This window comes from Polycladospora coralii, from assembly GCF_014773435.2.
GTDB classification, from domain to species: domain Bacteria; phylum Bacillota; class Bacilli; order Thermoactinomycetales; family Thermoactinomycetaceae; genus Polycladospora; species Polycladospora coralii.
In genome coordinates this window covers 15,827-36,514 of sequence record NZ_JACXAG020000008.1, presented here as the reverse complement: position 1 = coordinate 36,514, position 20,688 = coordinate 15,827, and the positions used below count along the sequence as shown (strand labels likewise).

The following is a 20,688-nucleotide window of genomic DNA, read 5'->3' as shown; positions in this document are numbered from 1 at the left end:
AGTGAACAGGGAGTGTCATTTTCAATGAAGAAATTAAAAGCGTATTTGTTTGGAAATAAGGTGAAACTTCCAGAGGTTGTACAGAAAAGAGTAGAAGCGTATAAACAAGATAGAGAGTGGAGTGACCATTTATTTTGCAAGATCATCGTCAATAATACTGCTTACTTTTTTATTCAATATGACGGTGTAAAGCGTCCACCCCATCGTGCCAGGTTAGTCATTCGAAGTGATGGTAGTATTCCACCCATTGAAGAAGTGTGTCAAGAAAATTATCAAGATGTAGTGTGGATGGGTACCAATATTGATCATTGTTGTTATCGTTTATCAACTATAGGGAAAAAATGGTCTAAATCACCTGTTTGGCCATATAAACGGTTGAAGCAGTTATTAAAAAACATTCGAGATAGTAGTGACAAAATGCCAGCAGAAATGAAGATAGCTTGGGAATCGTTTTATCAGGTTACTGAAATCTATTTGGTGAAACAAGATCTGATAAAAAAATGTTATACAAAAGGAATGGAATTGTATGAGAAACTGCTTGCAACTCATCAAGCTAGTTTGAAAGAATCGAATACATTGGAACATTATCATAATTTGATGGCACGTGCTGCCTATCGTCAGAACGATATTCAACTCAAAACCTATGAAGAGAGGAAAAAACTACTGCGCTATCTCATCAAACATACGAGGTGGTACCAACTTTTCATGTGGATCACAATCATAGAGCTTGCTTATCATCATACGAAGCTACTTAATGAGAAAAAATTAAGTACAAGTGATCTAGAAATAAATGAAAAAATACATGATAGAATGATGAATGATGAATTACGGTTGATAGAGAGTGACTTTTACCAAAAAGAGAGGGAAATTCTACGCAATCCTTCCCAGACAGAGTTAGTGAATGAATAGAAGTAATAATTATGGCAACAGCAAATGTGAAAAGAAACATCGGTATTTTTTACTGTGATCAATAAAATCGTTTCATAAATGGTTGTTACCTGCGCTGAAGAGGGTAACAGCTTTTTTGAGTGTAACAATCACGGACGTGCTTTATAGGATGAAGGCCGCCAAAGACTTTACAAACCTGTTGGAAGATGCTGATGATATAGTAAATTACTTGAAGATGCAGAATGGATAGTAGGTGGTGTAGTAGCAACTCTTGAAGATGGTGCTTTGATCCTTAATGAGGAACTTTTGTCCTTGTAGGATCGGATCTCGCTACATTCATCGAAAGGATTTAAGGAGTGGAATAAGCATGAATGTAGAAATGATAGGTACTTTTGAGAATATGGGCAATGACATCTATGTAATGAATTGTATTTAATAAGAATTATAAAGGCATTAAGATGCTAAAGGTGGAAAAACACTCAAAAAACAAACAAACCAAAACTTAAATTACCTGAACAAGTGTTGGATGAGCTATATAAAAATGGCTTGCAGGGGATCAAACAGCTTATTTTAATGCTATTCCAGCACAGCAACAGAAAATGAGAGCTCGTAATTATTCACAAAACGGATGGAAACCAGAATTAGCGCTAGATGGGTTTTTCTTTGGTATATCATTAGGAAGTGCTTCGACTGTATTATATGGAGAAGTTCGAGGTGGGCGAGCCCTACTCCGTTCGGAAGGTCTGATGAGAACTGGTGCTACTGCATCAAAGATGGGGATTAAGAGCCCATTAAAATACATGAATATCGGACAAAAATATGTTACTGAAGTAAAAGAGCTAAAGAACTTAGCTAAAAACCGAAAGCAGAAGGAAAAGAAGTCTAAAAAATTGCGAGGACTGTCCACTAAATGGTTTAATCGAATATCGGGTGTGAAATAAGGGGATTTAATTTGAATGATCAAAACCTTACTTTATTAAACAATGCAATATTTAAAGAAATAATGTATTTTAACATTCATACTCTAGAAATGCAGATATTTGAGCGAGAAGAGAAAGTAAAATGTGATGGTATATATGACTATATCAAAAGAAGAAGGTTTCTGTTTTTTAGTAAGAGTGAAATGATGATGTTTTATCGAAGAGGAGATCATTTATATATTAAAGTCAAAGAACAAGAGGTTTGTTTAAATGATGATATTCAAATATCTTATAAAAGAAGATTTACGATGATTATATTTAAAATCTATCGAGCAGGAAAAAAGGTTTATTCAGTGATGTATCGCTCATTTCGTTTCGACCGCCTGAATCTAATAGATCCTGACTTCACTGAGGATCGGGAAGAGGACCAAGATTTGTGTTTATTTATTTACAATGTTTGCAATGATCCTAGAAAGATGAAACTGCTCTATAGGGATGCACACTTATAAAAGTTATTTTTCATTCTTTATTGCATGAATAAAAAACACAAGCGTAATGTTTTGAATTTGACTAGCGAGCCATTCTTACCTTTCGTAGGAATGGTTTTTCATGTGTAATTACGATCATCAGTCATGCTTATCTTTTGCTGGGAAGATGATTAAAAGATCGATTGGTGTGATGATTGGTTCGGCTAACACATTTTATATCGTGATGCTTATGTAATTTATTGAAGCATTAATCTACTTAATTAAATTAGAATCATAACATCATCAGCCATACACAAAATGGCAAAACCAAGACATATTATGACCGCAACCGCATACTGACCCAAACCGTAGATGGAAAAACAAATTCCTACCTCTACGACAGCTTAGGTAGCCTCCGGATGGTGAACGATGGCACAAAAACAACAGAGAAATACCAATATAATGGCTTTAGTCGTCTTACCTAAATGCAAAAAATGGATGACCAAGGGAAAGTAAATACCACGTCCTATACCTATGACTCCTTCGACCGTACCACCAGTCGCACAGGCAACGTCGAGATGCTATTCGATGAAAAAGGAAATACCCGTGCGACCTACGGCTAAAAGATGTACGGTGAAAGCCAAAAAGAAGCCTTTACCGGAAAGCCATGTATAACCCGTACCGCTGCACTGGGAAACGCTGGGACGACGATACCGAAGCCTATGACATGGGCTTTAGAAACTACAACCCAAGCATCGCTCGTTTCGATACCCGGGACATGTATGCCGATGCCGCTCAAGATATTGGACTGGCGATGAGTCATATGATGCGTTATGCCTTCACGGGAGGAAACCCGATTAGTTATAGCGACTTGGATGGACACTTTCAAGCTCAAGTTGGTGGTACCGGCAGATCCATTAATGATAAAATCGTCCAAGTCCCAACTATGGCAAATCCAAAACCAGATCATTGTACCCGAACTACTTGTGGTTCAGGTTCTACTAAAAAAAACAAAAAAGTGTTGGATGAGCTATATAAAAGATGGCTTGGAGGGGATCAAACAGCTTATTTTAATGCTACTCCAGCACAGCAACAGAAAATGAGAGCGCGTAATTATTCACAAAACGGATGGAAACCAGAATTAGCAATAGATGGGTTTTTTCTTTAGTATATCATTAGGAAGTGTTTCGACTGTATATGCAGGAGTTCGAGGTGGGGGAGCCTTACTTCGTTCGGAAGGTGTGATGAGAGTTGGTGCTACTGCATCAAAGATGGGGATTAAGAGCCCATTAAAATACATGAATATCCAACAAAAATATGTTACAGAAGTAAAAGAGTTAATAAACGTAGCTAAAAAACTGAAAGCAGAAGAAAAAGAAGTCGAAGAAATCGCAAGAACGGTTCACCAGATGAGACGTGATATTGGAGTGAAGTTTAAGAATCGAACTTTCCCTGAAGCGCTTAAAGGGATATAAAAGAAACTAGAAAAAGTACGGAGATGAATTAGGACCCATGGTTGATAGGTTTAGAGATAAAGGGGACAAGACATGGAAGAAATTATTGAAAGTGCTTCAAGAACCTCTAAATGGTTTAATCGAATATTGGGTGTAAAGTAGGGATGGATAACAATGAAGGAAAGAATACTCATTTTGCGAAACAATGCAACACATGTGGAAAAAATGTATTTTAATCCGCGAACTCAAGAGATAGAAGTATTTGAAATGGATGAAGATATAGAAACCAATGGGAAATATGATTATATTAAAGGATTTAGGTTCCTGTTTTTTCCTAAGAAAGATCGGATGATGCTTTATGCTAGAGGAGAACATTTATATGTTCATGTGAACAATCAAGAGTTGTGTTTAAATGATGATCTTCTCTTATCGTATAAAAGAAGATGTATGATGATTACCTTTAGTATCTATCATAAACAGAAAAAAGTGTACTCGATCACGTACCGATCATTTCGTTATGATTTTCTTAATATGATAGATCCGGACTTTACCGATGATCGAGAGGAAGATCAAGATATATGCTTATTTATATACAATATGTTTGAAGATCCTGAATGGATGCGTAGGTTTTTAATCAATAACATTGATAATTATAAAGAGAGCAGAAGGGACTTTTCCAAATAAATAACTTCCAGATAGAGTTGAAATCTGGACAAAAGATGGAAAAATTACTCATTAGGAGAATGGATAAGATGAAATATGAATGTATATGTGGTGAAATTCTTTGGGATGGCAATATACCAAATAATATAGATTTACATGTGTATACAGATAAAGAGATGGATAAAATCATTTCTATGGGACAAATTGATACTTTAGACATCCCTGATCCTGAACATAAAATTTGGAGATGTTCATGTTGTCAAAGAATTTATGTGTTTGAGAAAAATGGAACAAAAATTATTCAAAGATACAAATTAGAGTATCAGATAAAAGCATAATAGTATAGTTTAATAAGGAAATCATTTCAAAACTATTTGCTAAATAATCACTTTCTTACATGTCAAGTTACTTAAGAAACTTTCAATTGGTATCAGGACTATAAGAAGAAAAAAGGTTTTAGCCGAAGGAAAGAAGCTAAAGATAGGAATAAATGCAACTAAGAAAAGTAGGAAGTATGGTAAAGACGGTAGAGATAAGTTAGGGCCCTTAGTGGAGCAGATGTGGGTTGATTTGACTAATAAACCGAAGGAAAGCAAATCCAAATCAAATAAGAAAAAGAAGACAAGCAGTAAAGATTTTTCGAACCCAGTGACTTATTATCATGTTCGGATGGGATAAATTGGTAATATAGATAACAGGAGTAGAGCGTGCATCCTTGTTAATGAAATCAGAACGGTGAGTATTGGTAATAAGAAGAGTAATTTAAACATTAGTACAGGGGATATTGAACATGGAATTTACTTTAAGAACAAGCGAGGTGGAGATGCCCATATTGTTGCATTTGAAGTCCCAGGATGGTTTCATGAAATGGTAGAAGAGTCAGCTGTAGATCAAAATAAATATATATTAAACCCACGAAACCAAAATGGTACAGCACCTAAAATAGTAGCCCCTTTTACTCCTGGAGATTCCTATGAGTTTCCTAGGCCTTGGCCGGAATGGATAGAAGAACATGCTTATAATGCTAGAGTTATTAAATAAACACACCAAGTGTAAGTTCTATTGAGTATCCCAAATACTGATATAATTTAGGAAAAGCCATTCTGTTTCAAACACATTGTCTTGATGGAATAGTTTAATAAAACAGAGAGTGCCAATCATCTCAGAAGATTACTTTTCGAGCTAACTTCTGAGATCTCTTACTAAATTTGTATATAGATCATAGGAGGATTTTGCTTTGAAAATAGAGCCAGAATATGCACAAAATATTGTTGTAGGTGTGATTTATAAAAATGAATGGATCTGGTATGTAACGGATCGAGATGTTTGGTTTTTAGATCAAACTAAACTTCTCCCTAGTAATAATGATTATTCAGAAAGATTCGACATTCCTATTGTGAATGAAAATACGGCGGAACAATTTCTAGAAAAAATTTCGGGTTATCAGGTTTCAGTGTGTGAACTAACTTACCTGTTAATTAAAGAAAAAGATAAAGAAGAGCCCGAGCCAGATAATTTTGGAGTATCATTAATGGTAGACTTTGATAAAAAACAGTTGTTTTCATTCTATCCTGAACCAATGTCCTTTGAGTATTATGTTCCGGATGGCTGGACAGGAGAATATTTAAATTTTGAAAGTAAAATACCTCATGACCAGCGTTATTGGATTATAGATGATGAAAATTATTTTCGTACTTTTAATTGAGTAGAAGTTCGATATGAGAAATCAGAATTCCATTCATTCAATGATGTCTACATCATATATCCTAAGGGAGGACAAAGGTGAAACTTGTGACTGAACCGTATAGAGAACAGGTTCGAAGCTGGCCGCAAAAGGGCCGGCATATACTGGCGCAATTTGATCAAGATACCATTGTAGTCTACCAAGCGTATCATCCAGGGATTGGTCAATATGCTGAGAAACATAACCGATTTGGTGAAGGGTTTAAATTGACACGTATGAGTTGGATCAAGACGAATTTTCTCTGGATGATGTATCGATCAGGCTGGGGAACAAAAGAAAACCAAGAGATGATTCTTGCTATTTGGCTGAAAAGAGATGCTTTTGAATCGATATTAGCAAATGCAGTGAATTCCAGTTATGATCCTGATCAATATGCAAGTTATGAAGAGTGGAAACAAGCAGGTATGAAGTCAGATGTTCGGCTTCAATGGGATCCAGACCATGATCCGCTAGGAAATAAAGTAGAAAGACGAGCCATTCAGCTAGGATTACGTGGCGATACGTTAATGAAATATTCTGATGAATGGATCGTACAGATTGAAGATATATCAGATTTTGTAGCTATGCAAAGATCTCATGCACAGAAACATGAATTTGATAAGTTGGTGGTTCCTAAAGAGCGACCCTATCTCCTTCATGATCCTGCTCTAAAATTAAAACTAGGTATCGGTTAGTACTGACTTAATGATTAATTAAATACTGGTTTGTGTACGAAGCCATGCTGAAAAAGCATTCAGCACAGGCTGACTACGTTCTAACCGTATTCGATACCGCTCTTCTGTTGAGACATCTTTTAAATCACGTTCAATGGCAAAAAGCTGGTTATAAAAGTGAAGCCCTTCTTTTGCCACCGATGCGGTGGCGTTTACTGAATCCGGTAGCCTAAAAATGCGTGGAAACCAGAATTAGCGCTAGATGGGTTTTTCTTTGGTATATCATTAGGAAGTGCTTCGACTGTATTATATGGAGGAGTTCGAGGTGGGCGAGCCCTACTCCGTTCGGAAGGTGTGATGAGAGCTGGTGCTACTGCTGAAATTAAATCAATATGTTGACTCAGTGGATAGAAGTCAGATAGATGTTATTTTTAACTCTATGTATATAGAAGATGAAGAAAGATTCATGCTAAGCGTAAAATTAGTTAATGTTATTGATTTCTCCATTCCGAGAATATTTACAACGAACTCTATTGCCAATATTATAGAAACTAAGCTTCATGATATAAAATCAAGGCAGTTGGAGAGTATTCGTTATGAAATAGAAGATTATAGTGGCGGGGAAGGGTTATCAGGGTATTGTAAAGATATTAAGGTGACTAAAGTATGCAAAATTGAAGATGATGAGAAGCTTATCCTTCTGTGGGAAGAGAAATAATAGATAACATTGCGAATCAATTAAAAAACAGCTATCCTCCCGTGTGCGAATTGATATAGGAGGTTAGAAGCAGTGGGGTGTGATTATGGAAAAAGAATGGTCTAAAATCAGTTTTTTAATATCTTATTCGGGATTATATGTTTTTAATACTGAAATTGAACATCCATTTAATGATTGGGAAGATAGGCATGTTGACCAAGGTTTTTCTTGGAGAGAAGGATCAGTGTCATTTGGTGCTTTGTCCAACTGGGAATGTGAAGTCATGGTGAGTAGAAAAGATTCGATTATGTTAAATGATGATTCTATCCGTTCGATTATTGTTCCTTTTAATGTGAGAGATGAGGGAATTACAGTATGTAGTGTGATGACGGATGAGTATGTTTTTCCTGTTCCTAAAGGAAGTTACGAACTTTTATTTGAAGCGATCCTAATAGAGCCTGGAGAAGATGATGATCCAAGTAATGGTTTATTCCCGGTGAGATATGAATTAACCTTTATAAATGCTGAAAATCCATATCCACGAATCCTAAAAGCGGATAAAGAGTTGATACCCCCACAAGAATTTTTAATGCATGCGGCACCAGCCATATAATATAATGATATGAAAAAAGACCATTCTTACACGAAGTAGGAGTGGTCTTTTCTTTGTCAACAATCAATCCCTACTCTACTAGTACTTTTTGATGCTGGCGATTTTGAGGGTGCATTACGCCTTGATATAAAAAATGTTGGAAATTTACATGGTAACAAGTACGATGAAGGAATGATACAAATGTTGCAGTATGCAGAAAGACTTAGAAAGTAACAGGAGATGCAAAGTGTTAGCGCAAAAAAAGTTTAAAGAACGAAGGAGAAGACATAATTGAACTTACCGAATTTGTTCAACAAAATTATAGCGCATCCCGATCTAGTAGAAATTTTGACGTGGCCCTTTGATTTTGAGGTTATTAAACCCTACGCAATCTCTGAAGAGCCGGATTTAAAAGTGAGAGAGGTTGCAACTGTGATTGCTAAGGATGGAACAGGGGGGATTTTTGCTTTATGGGGGGAAGGACAACAGGTAGATAATTGCCCAATTGTCTATATTGGCTCTGAAGGTGAAGCTGGAATGATTGCTCATAATTTCCATGAATGTATTTCTCTCACTACTCAACATCCATATTGGAGAGATATGCTAAAATATTCAGGTGGTGGTCAGTTAAAAGAAATGTACAAAGTACTTTCTTTATTAGAAGTAGAGCTATTAGAAGAGGAACCAGATATTGAGCTTATGAGAGAAAGACTAATTTCAACATTACAGTTAAATATAGAAATGGATCTTGTTGAACAGCTTTTTTATGCTGTATCATCAAAAATTGATCTTCAATTAACAACTATCGATAATCAAAAATTTGATAGTCTATTTAATTCATTTACAGTTAATGATAATCCTCTTTGGAAAAATAGTTGATCAAAGATGACATAATAAAGTGAATTTCTAACATCAAAAAAACTTAAGAGATGTAAAATAGCACTAACAATTCTTACTTTTTCGCGTGGATGTTTTTTTATCAACTTCTAGAATGGTTGTACCTTCTGCGAATATAGGATGGCTAAGAAATGAGATTAGAAGAGTTGATTTAGGACAAGCTAAAGACTTGAGATTACCTAGAAATTCCAGAAACTCTAAAACTTATGAAGGTTGTTATCAACTAGCTCACGAGCGGAGGAGAGAATCCGCCAAAGGGTTTAGTTACCAGTATGCACATCTACAAGATCGGGATCTTCATAAACTGCAACATAAATACGATAACCACGGAAGAAAGAGCAAAATAAGACCTGTTAGGTAAAGGAAGGATGGGACTTCATGAGCATCAGTGAAGAACAGCTTACGGCTGTGTTGGCTTTGTCTGGACCAAAACGATATAGTCATTTTATAGGCAGAGTTGTCAATTTTGAAGAGGCTTGGGGATTATGGAATGACGGCTGGGCATTGGCCCAAACGGATGAACAGCAACTTGCCTTCCCATTATGGCCAGCGAGGGAATATGCACAAAAATGTGCTACTGGTGATTGGATAAATTATAAGCCTGAAATCATTCCATTGGAAGATTTAATGCATGAGTTGCTACCCATTTTAAGAAATGATGGTGTTTTACCTGCTGTTTTCATGACACCTCATGAAAAAGGTGTGACGCCAACTGTTGAGGAATTCTTAAAGGATTTAGAATTTGAATTAACAAAGTACTAAACATTTTTGATTGACACTATCCGTTGTTGAATACACCTCGCAACTGGTGGTGATTTTTATGGAAAGGATCTTCATGATCCTTTCAGGGCTATGTAGATGACTATGCGTTTCTTTAATAACAAACTCTGTTTTTGTTGCTGGATGGTATTGGCTCATTTCTGAAAGATAACGGACATGCCATATTAGATACAGCTGGTATGGTACCCGTCATTGGCGAAGGCGCAGATATTGTAAAAGGTATCTGGTATGCGTTCGAAGGGGATTATGGTAATGCCGCCTTGTCCTTTGGTGCAGCGATATCAATAGCTGGTAACCTCGCAACCGCGGGTAAGTGGGGCAAACGAGCATATGATGCTAGATAAAAATTTGATGAGTTATCATTAGGTTTGGCTCAAAAAAGAGCTGCTGAAATTAAAGCGAGACCTGGTCGGAATAATAGAAAACCAACTCCTGTATCTGCTGCTGTGGACAGTCGAACTGGAAAACGTATTATGGGACTAGTCGAAGTGGTACAACACCAGAGAATATTCATCCTAGTCTATCTTCTAACTGGGCTAATACAGCTAATTGTTCAGAGATAGCATGTATAAATATTGCATTAAATGGTAGTGCCAAAATGAATGATTTAGTAATGAGCTCGGTTTGGATGAGGAATGGAAATCCTAAAGTTAGGTGTGCAAACTGCCAAATTACAACAAACGGTGTCCGTGTTCCTACAGATTAAGAAATTAGTTGTATTACGGATGAGAAAGGAGATGGAAGATGAATTTAAGGGAAGAATTCGATGAGATTTCAATAAGAGGTCGAATAGCCTATGGAGTAACATGCATGAATGAATTGTGTAAAAAACGGAGAATAAATTCATCAAAAATGATATCCTTTTTGGAATTAATTAAAAGCGGTACTAAAACCAACGATTTTACACAAATTGAGTTAGCGGTACCTGAATATTATCCAAAGGATGAGTCATTAAAAGAACTTGCAATTGCATTTGGATTCGATCATTTATCCATTGATCAACAAAAAATCGTAGAAATTGCACTAGAGGAACTTACTTATACAACATTAGGAAATATCTATGCTGGATATAGAAGTGAATATACACTGGAACCTCTTATCAATCTGATACAAATTTTAAAAGATAATGACATTGTACTTCCCGACAGCAAACCATTTAAAAAATCCAAGTCTACAGAACAGAATGGATGGGGAAAATCAGTGCCATTTGAATACTTTCAATCAAATAAATAGAATTGTTATTCATAAATACTCATATTTAATAAGTAGAAATTACCTTTGCCTTTTGAACTATGCCTTAGCTTACTGTACAGCTAAGGCATTTTTTGCGTGCCTAACATGGGCGCATTATATAAATGGATGGGGGAACTCTGTTTCATACGAATATTTTCGATCAAACGAATAGATTTTCACAAATAAAAAGATGCCATTTCTAACATTTGGTGTAGAAGGCCATCTTTTTATTATATTCAGTTCTCGCTAAAGATGAACTTGATGAGAAATTCAGCTTCAGACTTTTTATCATGTAACCTTTTAAAAAATTATTGAAAATAAATGATCTATTCAGCTTGTAGCATACTCTTAAAAAAAGCGTCAGTTATGGTGATAATTATCCAACCTGCCGTTTGAAAAGTTCGAAATATAATTCTTAAGGTAAGATATCATGGCGACAATATGACTGCTGAGTGCGGGTAAATTTCCATACTGTATAACTCCTTGCTGATCATTATAATATTTCATCATTGTGGTGCACGACGTTTGGGAGTGTGCTTGACCCATTAGTACTAAATGAGAAGCGAAGCTACTAGACTAACAAAGAAGAAAATGGACTTTATTAGAGCTTATTTCAAAAATCAAAAAAACCTATTCAAGCAGTAGATAAATGGGAAGAGTTTCTTGGTTCCGATCCTTATTCCAATCGTCATCCTAGAACAAGAGCTGTTGATCCAGATGGAATTGTTTCGGCGGACGGTACACGAAGCATTCGGTAGAGGGCTCATGAAATGGACAGTAAGTCTACTAAATATCATGATCATGAAGAGACATGGACATACGATACAATAAAAAAGTAATGAATGTAGATAATTCAGTTGTTCGTGTACCTTACAAGAGGTGATTTTTTGATAGTCAGAATAAATAGGATCAAAAATAGTAATTCTAGAGGTACAATTGTGGAGGTAGCAAGTGATTATGGAACCATAGAAGCTACATGGATGGGCGAAGTACCGGATTTACAAAAATTATATGATGTAGAGTTTGATATTCCGATTAAATTAAGATGGGGGAATGAAATAAAAAAAAGTAATCATAATAGCTATAGCATCTATAGTTTTTCTGAAGGCACATGTTTGATAGGCAAAATTGTGTCAAGTGATAGAGTAGATAATTGTACTCTATTCAAAATAGGGAATAATAATGTATTGCTCGAAACAATTGGAGAAGTGTACGAAGCAGGTAGCATGATTGAAGTGACAACACCGGAGGTTTTGTTGTATAACACGCACGTGTAATCTTTGGAAGCCATTTCTATACGCTGTGTAGGAGTGGTTTTTCTCTAAGGGAACAAACCCATTGCCAGTCTGGGTGCCTAATGGATATGTCATTTTCATCGCCGGAACGACAGAATTATTGCCCGAAGTAAGAGATTTATTTAAATGGACTATAACAGAAAATGGTATAGATACAAATCATAAGGAATAGTAACACAAGTTATACATATACAATTATTTAGAAGTAGGTGAAGAAAAATAAATGAAAAAAATAGATTAAAAGCACTAGCCTGTTCTATGTTAGATTCTAATAAAATTGAACTAAAAAAAACAAAGGATAGCAAGAATATACAATGGTTTACGGTTCTACAAAGCAAAAAATTAAGATTTGAAACTGGAATACTCGTTAGGGAAAATGAATGGGGAATTGCATTTGAGAGTGGCGTATTTGTTTTAAACAATCCTCGAGCTTATATGTATACATTACCTCTTCTGGAATTTTCATTAAAGGAGATAGAGTACCAGATGAATGAACCACTCAAGGGAATGGATATAAACGTGGATATTTTTCAGGACTTTCCGGTTACCGAAGTAGTTAGAGCAGGGCTTGACAGTAAATCAGAGTATTGGGCAACACTTGCAATGGATTGGTACAATGACTTTCAAATTGAAGACAAACTAAAGTTGCAGGAATATATTTTAGCGGTTTATAAACAAAAAGATAGCTGGATCAATCAAAAACTATACCATAGACTAAAAAAAGAAATTGGTATTTTGAACAGATTGACCTAATATCGTGAAATCGTAACACCAAAAACGTAATAGATGCACAATAGCACTTACCATTCTGGATTATTTGTGAGGGTGTTTTTCTTTCCACTTCTAGAAGGTTCAAAAATAGGATTCATGTTCTAGCCTGTCACTTTCTTTATAGTACCTTTATCACGATTCAGTAACACAATCAAAGTGGCGGAACCTCCTCACATGGATTTCTAAATACACGAGCAACTGGTATAGAAGAAGTGAAGGACTGGTTCCATGACATTCAGCTCAAAGAAGAGGAAAGGAAACATAGCCTGCTTAATTCTATCCGCATGCATGGATAGAAATCATCGTATATGATTAGTGGAAAGCGGGGATTGATCCCACTGAATCTTACCTTACCGCTATACTCAGAAATGCTGGGACGATGATACCGAAATCTATGACATGGGTTTTAGAAATTACAACCTAAACATCCTCCTGCTTCCATACTCGAGCTATGTAAGGATATTGGAGTGGTAATGATTCTTGCAGATATGACGCGTTATGCCTTCATTGGAGGAAACACGAGTAGCTATAATCACTTGGAGGGACACTTTAAAGCTCAAGCTGATGGTACGGAAAGAGATATTAATGATAAAATCGTCCAAGCCCCAACTATGGCAAACTCGAAACCAGATGATAGTACCTGAGATACTTATTATAACCACAAGTAGAGATATAGTAGAATCATTTGCAGGGAAAAATGGTTAGCTCGTATTATATTGATGTTAATCATACTCTAGGATCTATATAGTCGTTCCCAGAACAACTAGAACATGCAGTATCATTATTATACTAGAGACAAAAAAGAAGCGCTAACAGGATAGTAGATTCCATTTACATAAAAGGAGTAACTTTATTCTTATGGAAAAAAAATATATAAATTTGCTTTCATGTAATGGAGAAAGAATGCATGCCGTTTTATACTTGCATGAAGAATCTCCAGAGGATGGAGATATGGTTTTTCTTGAGCTAAGTACGAGTGAAATTAAAATAAGTAGCCAAGATGAAAGCTTCTTTCAAGCATTAGCTGGCATACGTAAAAAATTAGAAGAAAATCGTATTCAAATATTATGCAATGGAGCAGCATTAAATGTTTATTCTTCTCCTATGCATCTATCTATGGGGAGTGGATGTTTAGCTTATAAAATAAGAATTGGTGAACAGGCTAAAACAGAAGATTTAGTTGATATATTTGACTACGATGAAAACTTGAATTTAGTTGGTGTCGAGGAACAAGCTCGATTTTATGATAACTGGGTGAAGAGTTTTTTGAATAGAAACACTTAAAATCAAAGTGAGAATGAGTGGAACTGGTGGATTTCAAAAAGGTGGCAGAGATTTTAATGGTGGTAAAGATAATAGATGGTGGGAGGCGAAGTCAGTAGTTTATTGAAAAAACACAATGAAAGATCCTAAGAGGATTGATAAATTTAAATCAGATATGGGGAGTAGACTAAAAATTGCAAAGGACAATGGCGCTACCTACGAATTACATTCAAATAAACCTATACCTTCTGAATTAAAAAGTTATCTAAATAAGAAAGGGAGAAACTATTATGAATGGCTAGATTGATATATAGGAGGAAATTAGTGATGTCTATAGATTCAGGTATATATTTTCGTGTTGTATCTGAGACAGGTAAACCATTTACTAAAAATATTTTAATGAATTTATATAACTATGGATGGTCATTTAATGATCATGGCAAAAAATGAAAAGGCTCATTTCCTTAGGAATTCCTAGAGGAAAAGCCTATGAGTGGAGAAGTACGCGCAAAAAATATTGGCGTATCTCTTGTAGCCCAATACTTCTTCAATCCTTGATCTTGCTAATTGGCAAAAGCAAGGATTGAAGAAGTACCAAGGCGCGATATAACTTAATTCGTCAGACTTAAATGAACCGCCGTATACCGAACGGTACGTACGGTGGTGTGAGAGGTCGGGGGTTAGTCACCCCCTCCTACTCGATGCTTACTGAAAACAAATCATTGAGTCAATTTGAAAATAGAAGCGAGATAAACAAACGCCAAAAAAGACGTTGCTAACTTGTCATAACGAGTGGAAACTCTACGGAAGTGCTTCAGTTTATTGAAAAAACATTCGATGAGATGACGTTCTTTATAGATGCACCAGTCAACATCCGAAGGATGTTGTGCGTTAGCTTTTGGGGGAATGGTATAGCGAGCATCATGAGCCGTGATGTAATCACGAATGTACTTTGAACCATAGGCTTTGTCGCCAAGGATATTGCTTCCTGTAATTTCGAAGTGATCGAGCATGTCACAAGCAGGACGTGAGTCATGCACATGAAAACCTAGCTTCAAAAGAAGTGGATTACCTAAGCCATCTAAGATGGAATGGATCTTCGTCGTTTTTCCTCCATGGCTGATGCCAATATGTTGGTTCTCTTCGTGATTTAAAACCCCTTTTTAGCCCCTGATCTATGCTGATGGGCTTTGATGACAGTCGAGTCGATGTTAAGGTTTTCAAAGTCTGCCTCGTCGTTTAAGGCTTGAAAAATAGTCACCAATAGCCCCTTGTCACGCCAGTTGCAGAAACGACTGTACGCTGCTTTCTATGAACCATAACACGCTGGTAGATCACGCCATGCTGTGCCGCTACGAGCCATCCATAGAATCGCGTTAAACATGACACGATTGCTTCTTTTCAATGGACGTCCTGTGGTATATGGAGGGAAGAAACCCTTGATTTGTTCCCATTGTTCTTCTGTCACTTCGTAACGTTGCTGGCTCATATGCGGAATCTCCTCTGGTTGTGTTCTCCCTATGAAGATACCATATTTTTTGTTTTAAGACAGAATCTAGATAATCATGAAAAAAATGAAGAAAACATCAGAAAGGCATTCAGTAACATATTTAAAATTATTATTGATGAAAAAGAAAGGGGAGGCATCAATGCCTACGATTGATCCTTCGTTTGAAGCCTTCTGCCATGAATCATTATTAGGTGTTCCATTGTTGTCTAGATACCAGCACATCGTTTAGACGATAATATCTGGTGAATAGTGTTTCCATTTTAAATCATTCATGTGTTTCTTCATGTATACATCGATCCCGTTCCTTATCATGATCTTCATATTATGATTCTCAGGCTGTATTTTTGCAACAGAACCTCAGAAACTAAGATGATCACAGCTACTTTCGCACAAAAAACACCGTCTACTCTACTGCGGTTCGTTTGTAATTAATGCTGTCATACTTTGATTCACTATTTTGTAACTAGCATTTCTCGTTATAATTCTATTCAAATCTATCATATAGATTATTTTTTTTTCATTAGACACCCTCGATTGATCAAAAAAACGAAGTTGAAATGGAGTAATTGTGTCATCAATTACAATGGTACTTGCCTCAGATATTAAATTCCAATGTTCTAATCTGGTATTAATTTCACTTTTATTATCTGCAGTTTTCTTTCTTTTAGTTAGACGAAACGTCAAGTCGATCAGTGCATCCTTACCTAAGGACAATGATATAAAATTGGAGTAAACAATCTTGGTTTTTATTCTCGACAATCCTGCTGTATCTATCTCTACTTGTGCCAATCTGATGGGAGCATCCTTTTTTTGCAAATTTTCTTGGGATAATGGTTCGTAAGTTGTTCCACATATTTGCTGAGACAAAATTGTATTTTTATATATATGTTTCATTCTCATCCCTCTCTTTAATTAATTTAATGATTTTATTGACATTCTGTGACTACACCAGTGATGCTTTTTTTAGTAATATCATAAGAAGAGCCATCTGAAACACTTACTCTATTAACTTCTAATATATAGCTTGCATTTCCATTAAGAATGATAGTATCACAAACAGACAGAAGTATAGGTTCATTAACTTTTACAGTAGCTGATTCAGGCGTTTTTGTTATAATTTCTCTTGAAAATGGCCATGTCTGAATAGTTTTTCTATTTTTTGATTTATCTTTTTTTCTTAATAAAGAGAATAACAGTTGAACTTCATTTTTCTTTTCTTGTATGATGCGATTTGTTAGGATGAAGGAATAAAATTCAATCATGAGATATAAACGCTTTCTTTCTGAACACGAAACTTTTAATTCAGCCAGTCTTACTGGTTTTTCATTATTAGTCAAAGAGTTTGGTAAAGGTGGATTGAAAACTTTACCATTTATTAGTTTTGTCAGTGGAATTTTTACTCTCTCCTTCACTGAGTTATGTTTAAATTGCTTTAGATTCTGATACTAGAGCAGTATAGTCCTTACTGGATATCTTTAAATTTGATCCTGCAGTCATTTGAACACTTGCTACGTTTATTTTATAAATTAACTTATTTGCATTATAATTTTTAACTTCATCACAAAATTGAACAGCTAAGGGTATATTACAACTTAAACGTCCTTCTGCTATAGAGTTTAGAGATTGCCATTGTTTCAGCGTAACAATTTCACCATTTTCTTTACTTTCTCTAGTTAAGGTATAGGTTAGGCTAACCCGTTGTAAAATACCATTCAATTCTACTAAAGTAAAGTTAGTATAACTAATATTTATGACTGGGTTTATAAGTTTTTTTGTGCCTACACATAATCGAGCAAGTTGAATAGGTAGAGCAGAAGAGGAACTTGGGACGGAAAATGAAGGATTAGTAATTTTACCGCATATTAGATTTGATACTAATAAAGATTTTTTTTTTATGCTTCTGAGGCGTCTATGTCCTGCTGTATTTATCTTTTTTTTAATGTTAGTATACATTCGATTTCACTCCTTCTATCAGCTGTCTATACTTATAATATGTATTTTATTTCTAGGGGTTCTATTAGAGTAGTCTATAGGGTGAAAGTCCCGAATGGTGAAGGTGGCAGTAGTTATTAGCTTAAGACAAGGGTGTCCACCGTGAGGTGGAATCTGAAGGAAGTCGGGGGCATGATGCGGTTAGAAAAGCTAAGGAGTATATCACGAGTGGTTACCGATGGGTAGTCGATTTTGATCTTGAAAGTTTTTCTTTAACCGAGTGAACCATGATAAACTAATGGGCTTGATTGCCAAGAAAGTCCAAGATAAGCAGATTCTTAAGCTGATTCGTAAGTATATTGAATCTGGAATCATGATCAATGGAATAAGCATTGCGAATGAACAAGGTGTCCCACAAGGGGGACCTTGTTCATTATTATCCAATATCATGTTAGATCTCTTGGATAAAGAACTTGAAGAACGTGGGCATAAATTTGTCCGCTATGCGGACCACTGTAATATTTATGTAAAGACACGTAAGTCGGAAAATCGGGTAAAACAATCCATTACCCAATTTATCGAACAGAAACTAAAATTCAAGGTTAATCAAGAGAAAAGTGCGGTGGATCGTCCATGGAAATGTAAGTTTCTGGGATTTAGTTTCACGCACCATCTTAATCCTAAGATTCGAATTGCTAAAGAAAGCATGAAAAGAGCGAAACAAAGGGTTAAAGAGATCACCTCTCGCTCCAAACCACTTACGTTTTTGAGTTAATATATTGATTGAATCATCATAACCTTCCTCAGATGAATAGAGGGTTATGATGACTTGTTCCAGATTTTTAAGGACCTGAAATCATATCGATAATGGGTATCACTGCGATTATAGCTAATGCTACGATGATATTACCTATAATCGCAGTGATACTTATACCCAAGCGGTCTTTAATCTCAAATGCGCCAATAATCGCACCAATAGGATGGATCATCCATGTGAAGATCTATATCGGGGAACCGAATCAGCCAGAGGATCATTCTTGATCCTCTGGCTGATTTACCATATGGTGCGCGGTCATGACAAGTCGATTCCATATGTGATCTCGGGCGAGACCGGTGATGTTGACTTCATCTAGTGCTGCTTCCATGCATTGTAGCCAAGCGTTGGCACGCGTGGGTGTAATGGGAAACGGGATATGGCGAGCGCGTAACATCGGATGTCCGTGTTGCTCCGAATACAGAGCTGGGCCACCCAAAAACTGGGTGAGAAAGAGATACTGCTTTTCCATCACGGGGATGATATCTGCTGGAAACAGGTCTTTTAAATCAGGATGCGCTTGTACCCGTGGGTAAAAAGCTTCTACTAATTCTCTAACCTTTTGCTCGCCTCCAATTGCTTCGTAGACTGTTTGATAGGAAGCCATGTTTTAGCTCCTTTCTGCCATCTTTTGAAAGGCTTTTTCAACTGCTTGTATGGTAAATTGAATATCCACTTCCTGATGAGCGGTTGTTAAGAACCAAGCTTCATATTTAGATGGAGCGAGGTACACTCCTTCTGCAAGCATATAGCGGAAGAACTGGGCAAATTGTTCACTGCTTGCGCGTTTTGCGCCTTCGTAATCGATTACTTTTTCATCGCTGAAGTAGACGGAGAAAGCACCCTTCATTTGATTAATGGTTAGGGTAATATTGTACTGCTCAGCCAATTTTTCGATGGCTTGTACGAGTGTAGATGCTTTTTGTTCCAGTTCTTCATAAACGCCAGGTTTAGATAATGCCGCTATACATGCGATACCAGCGGAGATGGAAAGTGGATTACCGGCCATGGTTCCTGCTTGATACATAGGACCCATAGGGGCTACTTTATCCATGATTTCACGTCGTCCACCGTAAGCGCCGATGGGAAGACCGCCACCAATAATTTTACCTAATGCAGTTAAATCAGGTTCGACATGATAGTAAGTTTGAATCGCACCGTAGTGGAAACGAAAAGCGGTGATGACCTCATCATAGATGACGAGTGCACCAGCATCATGACTTAATTGATTTACTTGTGCTAAAAAGTCTGGCTGAGGAGGTACGATGCCAAAATTGCCGACTAAAGGTTCTACGAGAACACCTGCAATTTGGTCTCCCCAGTGATGGAGTGCTTCTTTTAAGGCGTCTAGATCATTATAGGGAACGGTAATCACTTGATCGGCAATACTCACAGGAATGCCAGCGCTATCTGGAATTCCTAGCGTGGATGGACCGGAGCCAGCTGCGACAAGTACCAGATCGGAGTGCCCATGGTAGCATCCAGCAAACTTTAATATTTTATCCCTGCCCGTGTAGGCACGTGCAAGACGAATGGTGGTCATGACGGCTTCGGTACCACTATTTACAAATCGGATTTGTTCCATTGAGGGAATCGCCTGACGTAGCATCTTAGCAAATTGTACTTCTTTCTCTGTCGGTGTCCCATACAATACACCGTTTGCGGCTGTATCCTGAATGGCTTGGGTAACTTCTGGATGTGCATGTCCTAATATAATGGGGCCAAATGCGGCTAAATAGTCAATATAGCGATTATTATCTTCATCCCAGAAGTAGGCACCTTGTGCTTTTTTCATAAATATGGGGGTTTCTCCACCGACTGCACGAAAGGAACGTGACGGACTATTTACACCTCCAACGATGACATCGAGAGCTTGTTGATATAAATGTTGTGAGCGTTCAGTTTTCAAAGCGATAACTCCTCTTTCTTATAGATGATTCTCAGTATAATACGCTCATCATAACATACTCAGGTGATGAACTGTCATATCATGAATTACTGACACAGAAATAGGACGCTCTGATACAAAAGATGATTGCACATGGCTGATCAATTGGATAAAATGTGATATTCTTGAAGAGAAGCTTTTTGGACGTGATAGAAATATACAGATTT

General features: G+C 36.6%; 27 protein-coding genes and 3 pseudogenes. 23 read left to right on the top strand and 7 right to left on the bottom strand.

The window, feature by feature from the left end:
- The first annotated feature begins 24 nt into the window (after positions 1-24).
- From IC619_RS13955 to IC619_RS13910, 10 genes are all read left to right on the top strand, one after another.
- The gene (locus IC619_RS13955; protein WP_191140753.1) at positions 25-909 is read left to right on the top strand and encodes a hypothetical protein; all 885 of its coding nucleotides are present in this window, start codon (positions 25-27) and stop codon (positions 907-909) included.
- Between the two features lie 578 nt (positions 910-1,487).
- Positions 1,488-1,829, top strand: coding sequence for a hypothetical protein (locus tag IC619_RS13950; protein WP_191140752.1), 342 nt, complete (start codon positions 1,488-1,490; stop codon positions 1,827-1,829).
- Between the two features lie 11 nt (positions 1,830-1,840).
- Complete coding sequence (locus IC619_RS13945; RefSeq protein WP_191140751.1) at positions 1,841-2,317, top strand: hypothetical protein; 477 nt, start codon at positions 1,841-1,843, stop codon at positions 2,315-2,317.
- A gap of 625 nt (positions 2,318-2,942) precedes the next feature.
- Positions 2,943-3,443 carry an RHS repeat-associated core domain-containing protein gene (locus IC619_RS13940; RefSeq protein WP_191140750.1) on the top strand — a complete coding sequence of 167 codons (501 nt, stop codon included), beginning with the start codon at positions 2,943-2,945 and terminating at the stop codon, positions 3,441-3,443.
- On the top strand, positions 3,427-3,750 hold the full coding sequence (locus tag IC619_RS13935) for a hypothetical protein (RefSeq protein WP_191140749.1): 324 nt from the start codon (positions 3,427-3,429) through the stop codon (positions 3,748-3,750). The genes IC619_RS13940 and IC619_RS13935 overlap by 17 nt, the downstream gene beginning before the upstream one ends.
- A gap of 153 nt (positions 3,751-3,903) precedes the next feature.
- Positions 3,904-4,413: a hypothetical protein gene (locus IC619_RS13930; RefSeq protein ID WP_191140748.1), complete on the top strand. Its 510-nt coding sequence runs from the start codon at positions 3,904-3,906 to the stop codon at positions 4,411-4,413.
- Positions 4,414-4,472: 59 nt separating this feature from the next.
- Entirely contained in the window at positions 4,473-4,730 is a 258-nt protein-coding gene (locus tag IC619_RS13925; protein ID WP_249669872.1) for a hypothetical protein, read from the top strand.
- 397 nt (positions 4,731-5,127) lie between these two features.
- Entirely contained in the window at positions 5,128-5,433 is a 306-nt protein-coding gene (locus IC619_RS13920) for a hypothetical protein (protein WP_191140747.1), read from the top strand.
- Positions 5,434-5,629: 196 nt separating this feature from the next.
- On the top strand, positions 5,630-6,097 hold the full coding sequence (locus IC619_RS13915) for a hypothetical protein (RefSeq protein ID WP_191140746.1): 468 nt from the start codon (positions 5,630-5,632) through the stop codon (positions 6,095-6,097).
- A 77-nt stretch (positions 6,098-6,174) separates the two neighbouring features.
- Entirely contained in the window at positions 6,175-6,810 is a 636-nt protein-coding gene (locus IC619_RS13910) for a DUF4291 family protein (RefSeq protein ID WP_191140745.1), read from the top strand.
- Positions 6,811-6,834: 24 nt separating this feature from the next.
- Here the strand turns inward: IC619_RS13910 and IC619_RS13905 are convergent.
- Positions 6,835-6,987: pseudogene (locus tag IC619_RS13905) on the bottom strand (IS66 family transposase); the annotation flags it as partial.
- A 169-nt stretch (positions 6,988-7,156) separates the two neighbouring features.
- Between IC619_RS13905 and IC619_RS13900 the strand changes: the two are divergent.
- The 12 genes from IC619_RS13900 (at position 7,157) to IC619_RS17130 (ending at position 14,767) form a co-directional block, all read left to right on the top strand.
- Complete coding sequence (locus tag IC619_RS13900; RefSeq protein ID WP_191140744.1) at positions 7,157-7,507, top strand: hypothetical protein; 351 nt, start codon at positions 7,157-7,159, stop codon at positions 7,505-7,507.
- Between the two features lie 85 nt (positions 7,508-7,592).
- Positions 7,593-8,099, top strand: a complete 507-nt coding sequence (gene comJ, locus IC619_RS13895; RefSeq protein WP_191140743.1) for a competence protein ComJ — start codon at positions 7,593-7,595, stop codon at positions 8,097-8,099.
- A gap of 270 nt (positions 8,100-8,369) precedes the next feature.
- A complete protein-coding gene (locus IC619_RS13890; protein WP_191140742.1) occupies positions 8,370-8,957 on the top strand; it encodes a hypothetical protein in 588 nt (195 codons plus the stop codon).
- A gap of 396 nt (positions 8,958-9,353) precedes the next feature.
- The gene (locus IC619_RS13880) at positions 9,354-9,737 is read left to right on the top strand and encodes a DUF2750 domain-containing protein (protein ID WP_191140740.1); all 384 of its coding nucleotides are present in this window, start codon (positions 9,354-9,356) and stop codon (positions 9,735-9,737) included.
- 131 nt (positions 9,738-9,868) lie between these two features.
- Positions 9,869-10,099 (top strand): hypothetical protein, encoded by a 231-nt coding sequence (locus IC619_RS13875; protein WP_191140739.1) that lies wholly within the window; start codon positions 9,869-9,871, stop codon positions 10,097-10,099.
- A 400-nt stretch (positions 10,100-10,499) separates the two neighbouring features.
- Positions 10,500-10,988: a hypothetical protein gene (locus tag IC619_RS13870; RefSeq protein WP_191140738.1), complete on the top strand. Its 489-nt coding sequence runs from the start codon at positions 10,500-10,502 to the stop codon at positions 10,986-10,988.
- Between the two features lie 663 nt (positions 10,989-11,651).
- Complete coding sequence (locus tag IC619_RS13865; RefSeq protein WP_191140737.1) at positions 11,652-11,819, top strand: hypothetical protein; 168 nt, start codon at positions 11,652-11,654, stop codon at positions 11,817-11,819.
- A gap of 56 nt (positions 11,820-11,875) precedes the next feature.
- Entirely contained in the window at positions 11,876-12,265 is a 390-nt protein-coding gene (locus IC619_RS13860; protein WP_191140736.1) for a hypothetical protein, read from the top strand.
- A 276-nt stretch (positions 12,266-12,541) separates the two neighbouring features.
- Positions 12,542-13,036 (top strand): hypothetical protein, encoded by a 495-nt coding sequence (locus tag IC619_RS13855; RefSeq protein WP_191140735.1) that lies wholly within the window; start codon positions 12,542-12,544, stop codon positions 13,034-13,036.
- A gap of 491 nt (positions 13,037-13,527) precedes the next feature.
- A complete protein-coding gene (locus tag IC619_RS13850; protein WP_191140734.1) occupies positions 13,528-13,698 on the top strand; it encodes a hypothetical protein in 171 nt (56 codons plus the stop codon).
- Positions 13,699-13,912: 214 nt separating this feature from the next.
- Positions 13,913-14,338: a hypothetical protein gene (locus IC619_RS13845; protein ID WP_213260933.1), complete on the top strand. Its 426-nt coding sequence runs from the start codon at positions 13,913-13,915 to the stop codon at positions 14,336-14,338.
- 306 nt (positions 14,339-14,644) lie between these two features.
- The gene (locus tag IC619_RS17130; protein WP_283770987.1) at positions 14,645-14,767 is read left to right on the top strand and encodes a hypothetical protein; all 123 of its coding nucleotides are present in this window, start codon (positions 14,645-14,647) and stop codon (positions 14,765-14,767) included.
- Positions 14,768-15,036: 269 nt separating this feature from the next.
- Here the strand turns inward: IC619_RS17130 and IC619_RS13840 are convergent.
- The 4 genes and pseudogenes from IC619_RS13840 to IC619_RS13825 all read right to left on the bottom strand — a co-directional run bounded on the left by IC619_RS13840 (position 15,037) and on the right by IC619_RS13825 (position 17,780).
- Positions 15,037-15,806 (bottom strand): annotated as a pseudogene (locus tag IC619_RS13840) (IS5 family transposase).
- Between the two features lie 429 nt (positions 15,807-16,235).
- The gene (locus IC619_RS13835) at positions 16,236-16,721 is read right to left on the bottom strand and encodes a DUF4489 domain-containing protein (RefSeq protein ID WP_191140733.1); all 486 of its coding nucleotides are present in this window, start codon (positions 16,719-16,721) and stop codon (positions 16,236-16,238) included.
- 32 nt (positions 16,722-16,753) lie between these two features.
- Positions 16,754-17,239 (bottom strand): hypothetical protein, encoded by a 486-nt coding sequence (locus tag IC619_RS13830; protein WP_191140732.1) that lies wholly within the window; start codon positions 17,237-17,239, stop codon positions 16,754-16,756.
- Positions 17,240-17,249: 10 nt separating this feature from the next.
- On the bottom strand, positions 17,250-17,780 hold the full coding sequence (locus IC619_RS13825; RefSeq protein ID WP_191140731.1) for a DUF4489 domain-containing protein: 531 nt from the start codon (positions 17,778-17,780) through the stop codon (positions 17,250-17,252).
- Between the two features lie 164 nt (positions 17,781-17,944).
- Here IC619_RS13825 and IC619_RS13820 point away from each other — a divergent pair.
- Positions 17,945-18,516: pseudogene (locus tag IC619_RS13820) on the top strand (reverse transcriptase domain-containing protein); the annotation flags it as partial.
- Positions 18,517-18,790: 274 nt separating this feature from the next.
- Here the strand turns inward: IC619_RS13820 and IC619_RS13815 are convergent.
- Positions 18,791-19,180 carry a globin domain-containing protein gene (locus IC619_RS13815; RefSeq protein ID WP_191140729.1) on the bottom strand — a complete coding sequence of 130 codons (390 nt, stop codon included), beginning with the start codon at positions 19,178-19,180 and terminating at the stop codon, positions 18,791-18,793.
- A 3-nt stretch (positions 19,181-19,183) separates the two neighbouring features.
- Positions 19,184-20,482 carry a glutamate-1-semialdehyde 2,1-aminomutase gene (locus tag IC619_RS13810; RefSeq protein WP_224749810.1) on the bottom strand — a complete coding sequence of 433 codons (1,299 nt, stop codon included), beginning with the start codon at positions 20,480-20,482 and terminating at the stop codon, positions 19,184-19,186.
- Between the last annotated feature and the right edge of the window lie 206 nt (positions 20,483-20,688).

Bases quoted from the DNA above. Each gene is read 5' to 3' on its own strand.
- IC619_RS13955 (WP_191140753.1), top strand. From the start codon at position 25: ATGAAGAAATTAAAAGCGTATTTGTTTGGAAATAAGGTGAAACTTCCA.
- IC619_RS13950 (WP_191140752.1), top strand. From the start codon at position 1,488: ATGAGAGCTCGTAATTATTCACAAAACGGATGGAAACCAGAATTAGCG.
- IC619_RS13940 (WP_191140750.1), top strand. From the start codon at position 2,943: ATGTATAACCCGTACCGCTGCACTGGGAAACGCTGGGACGACGATACC.
- IC619_RS13935 (WP_191140749.1), top strand. From the start codon at position 3,427: ATGGGTTTTTTCTTTAGTATATCATTAGGAAGTGTTTCGACTGTATAT.
- IC619_RS13930 (WP_191140748.1), top strand. From the start codon at position 3,904: ATGAAGGAAAGAATACTCATTTTGCGAAACAATGCAACACATGTGGAA.
- IC619_RS13925 (WP_249669872.1), top strand. From the start codon at position 4,473: ATGGATAAGATGAAATATGAATGTATATGTGGTGAAATTCTTTGGGAT.
- comJ (WP_191140743.1), top strand. From the start codon at position 7,593: ATGGAAAAAGAATGGTCTAAAATCAGTTTTTTAATATCTTATTCGGGA.
- IC619_RS13880 (WP_191140740.1), top strand. From the start codon at position 9,354: ATGAGCATCAGTGAAGAACAGCTTACGGCTGTGTTGGCTTTGTCTGGA.
- IC619_RS13870 (WP_191140738.1), top strand. From the start codon at position 10,500: ATGAATTTAAGGGAAGAATTCGATGAGATTTCAATAAGAGGTCGAATA.
- IC619_RS13855 (WP_191140735.1), top strand. From the start codon at position 12,542: ATGTTAGATTCTAATAAAATTGAACTAAAAAAAACAAAGGATAGCAAG.
- IC619_RS13850 (WP_191140734.1), top strand. From the start codon at position 13,528: ATGATTCTTGCAGATATGACGCGTTATGCCTTCATTGGAGGAAACACG.
- IC619_RS13845 (WP_213260933.1), top strand. From the start codon at position 13,913: ATGGAAAAAAAATATATAAATTTGCTTTCATGTAATGGAGAAAGAATG.
- IC619_RS17130 (WP_283770987.1), top strand. From the start codon at position 14,645: ATGTCTATAGATTCAGGTATATATTTTCGTGTTGTATCTGAGACAGGT.
- IC619_RS13835 (WP_191140733.1), bottom strand. From the start codon at position 16,721: ATGAAACATATATATAAAAATACAATTTTGTCTCAGCAAATATGTGGA.
- IC619_RS13825 (WP_191140731.1), bottom strand. From the start codon at position 17,780: ATGTATACTAACATTAAAAAAAAGATAAATACAGCAGGACATAGACGC.
- IC619_RS13815 (WP_191140729.1), bottom strand. From the start codon at position 19,180: ATGGCTTCCTATCAAACAGTCTACGAAGCAATTGGAGGCGAGCAAAAG.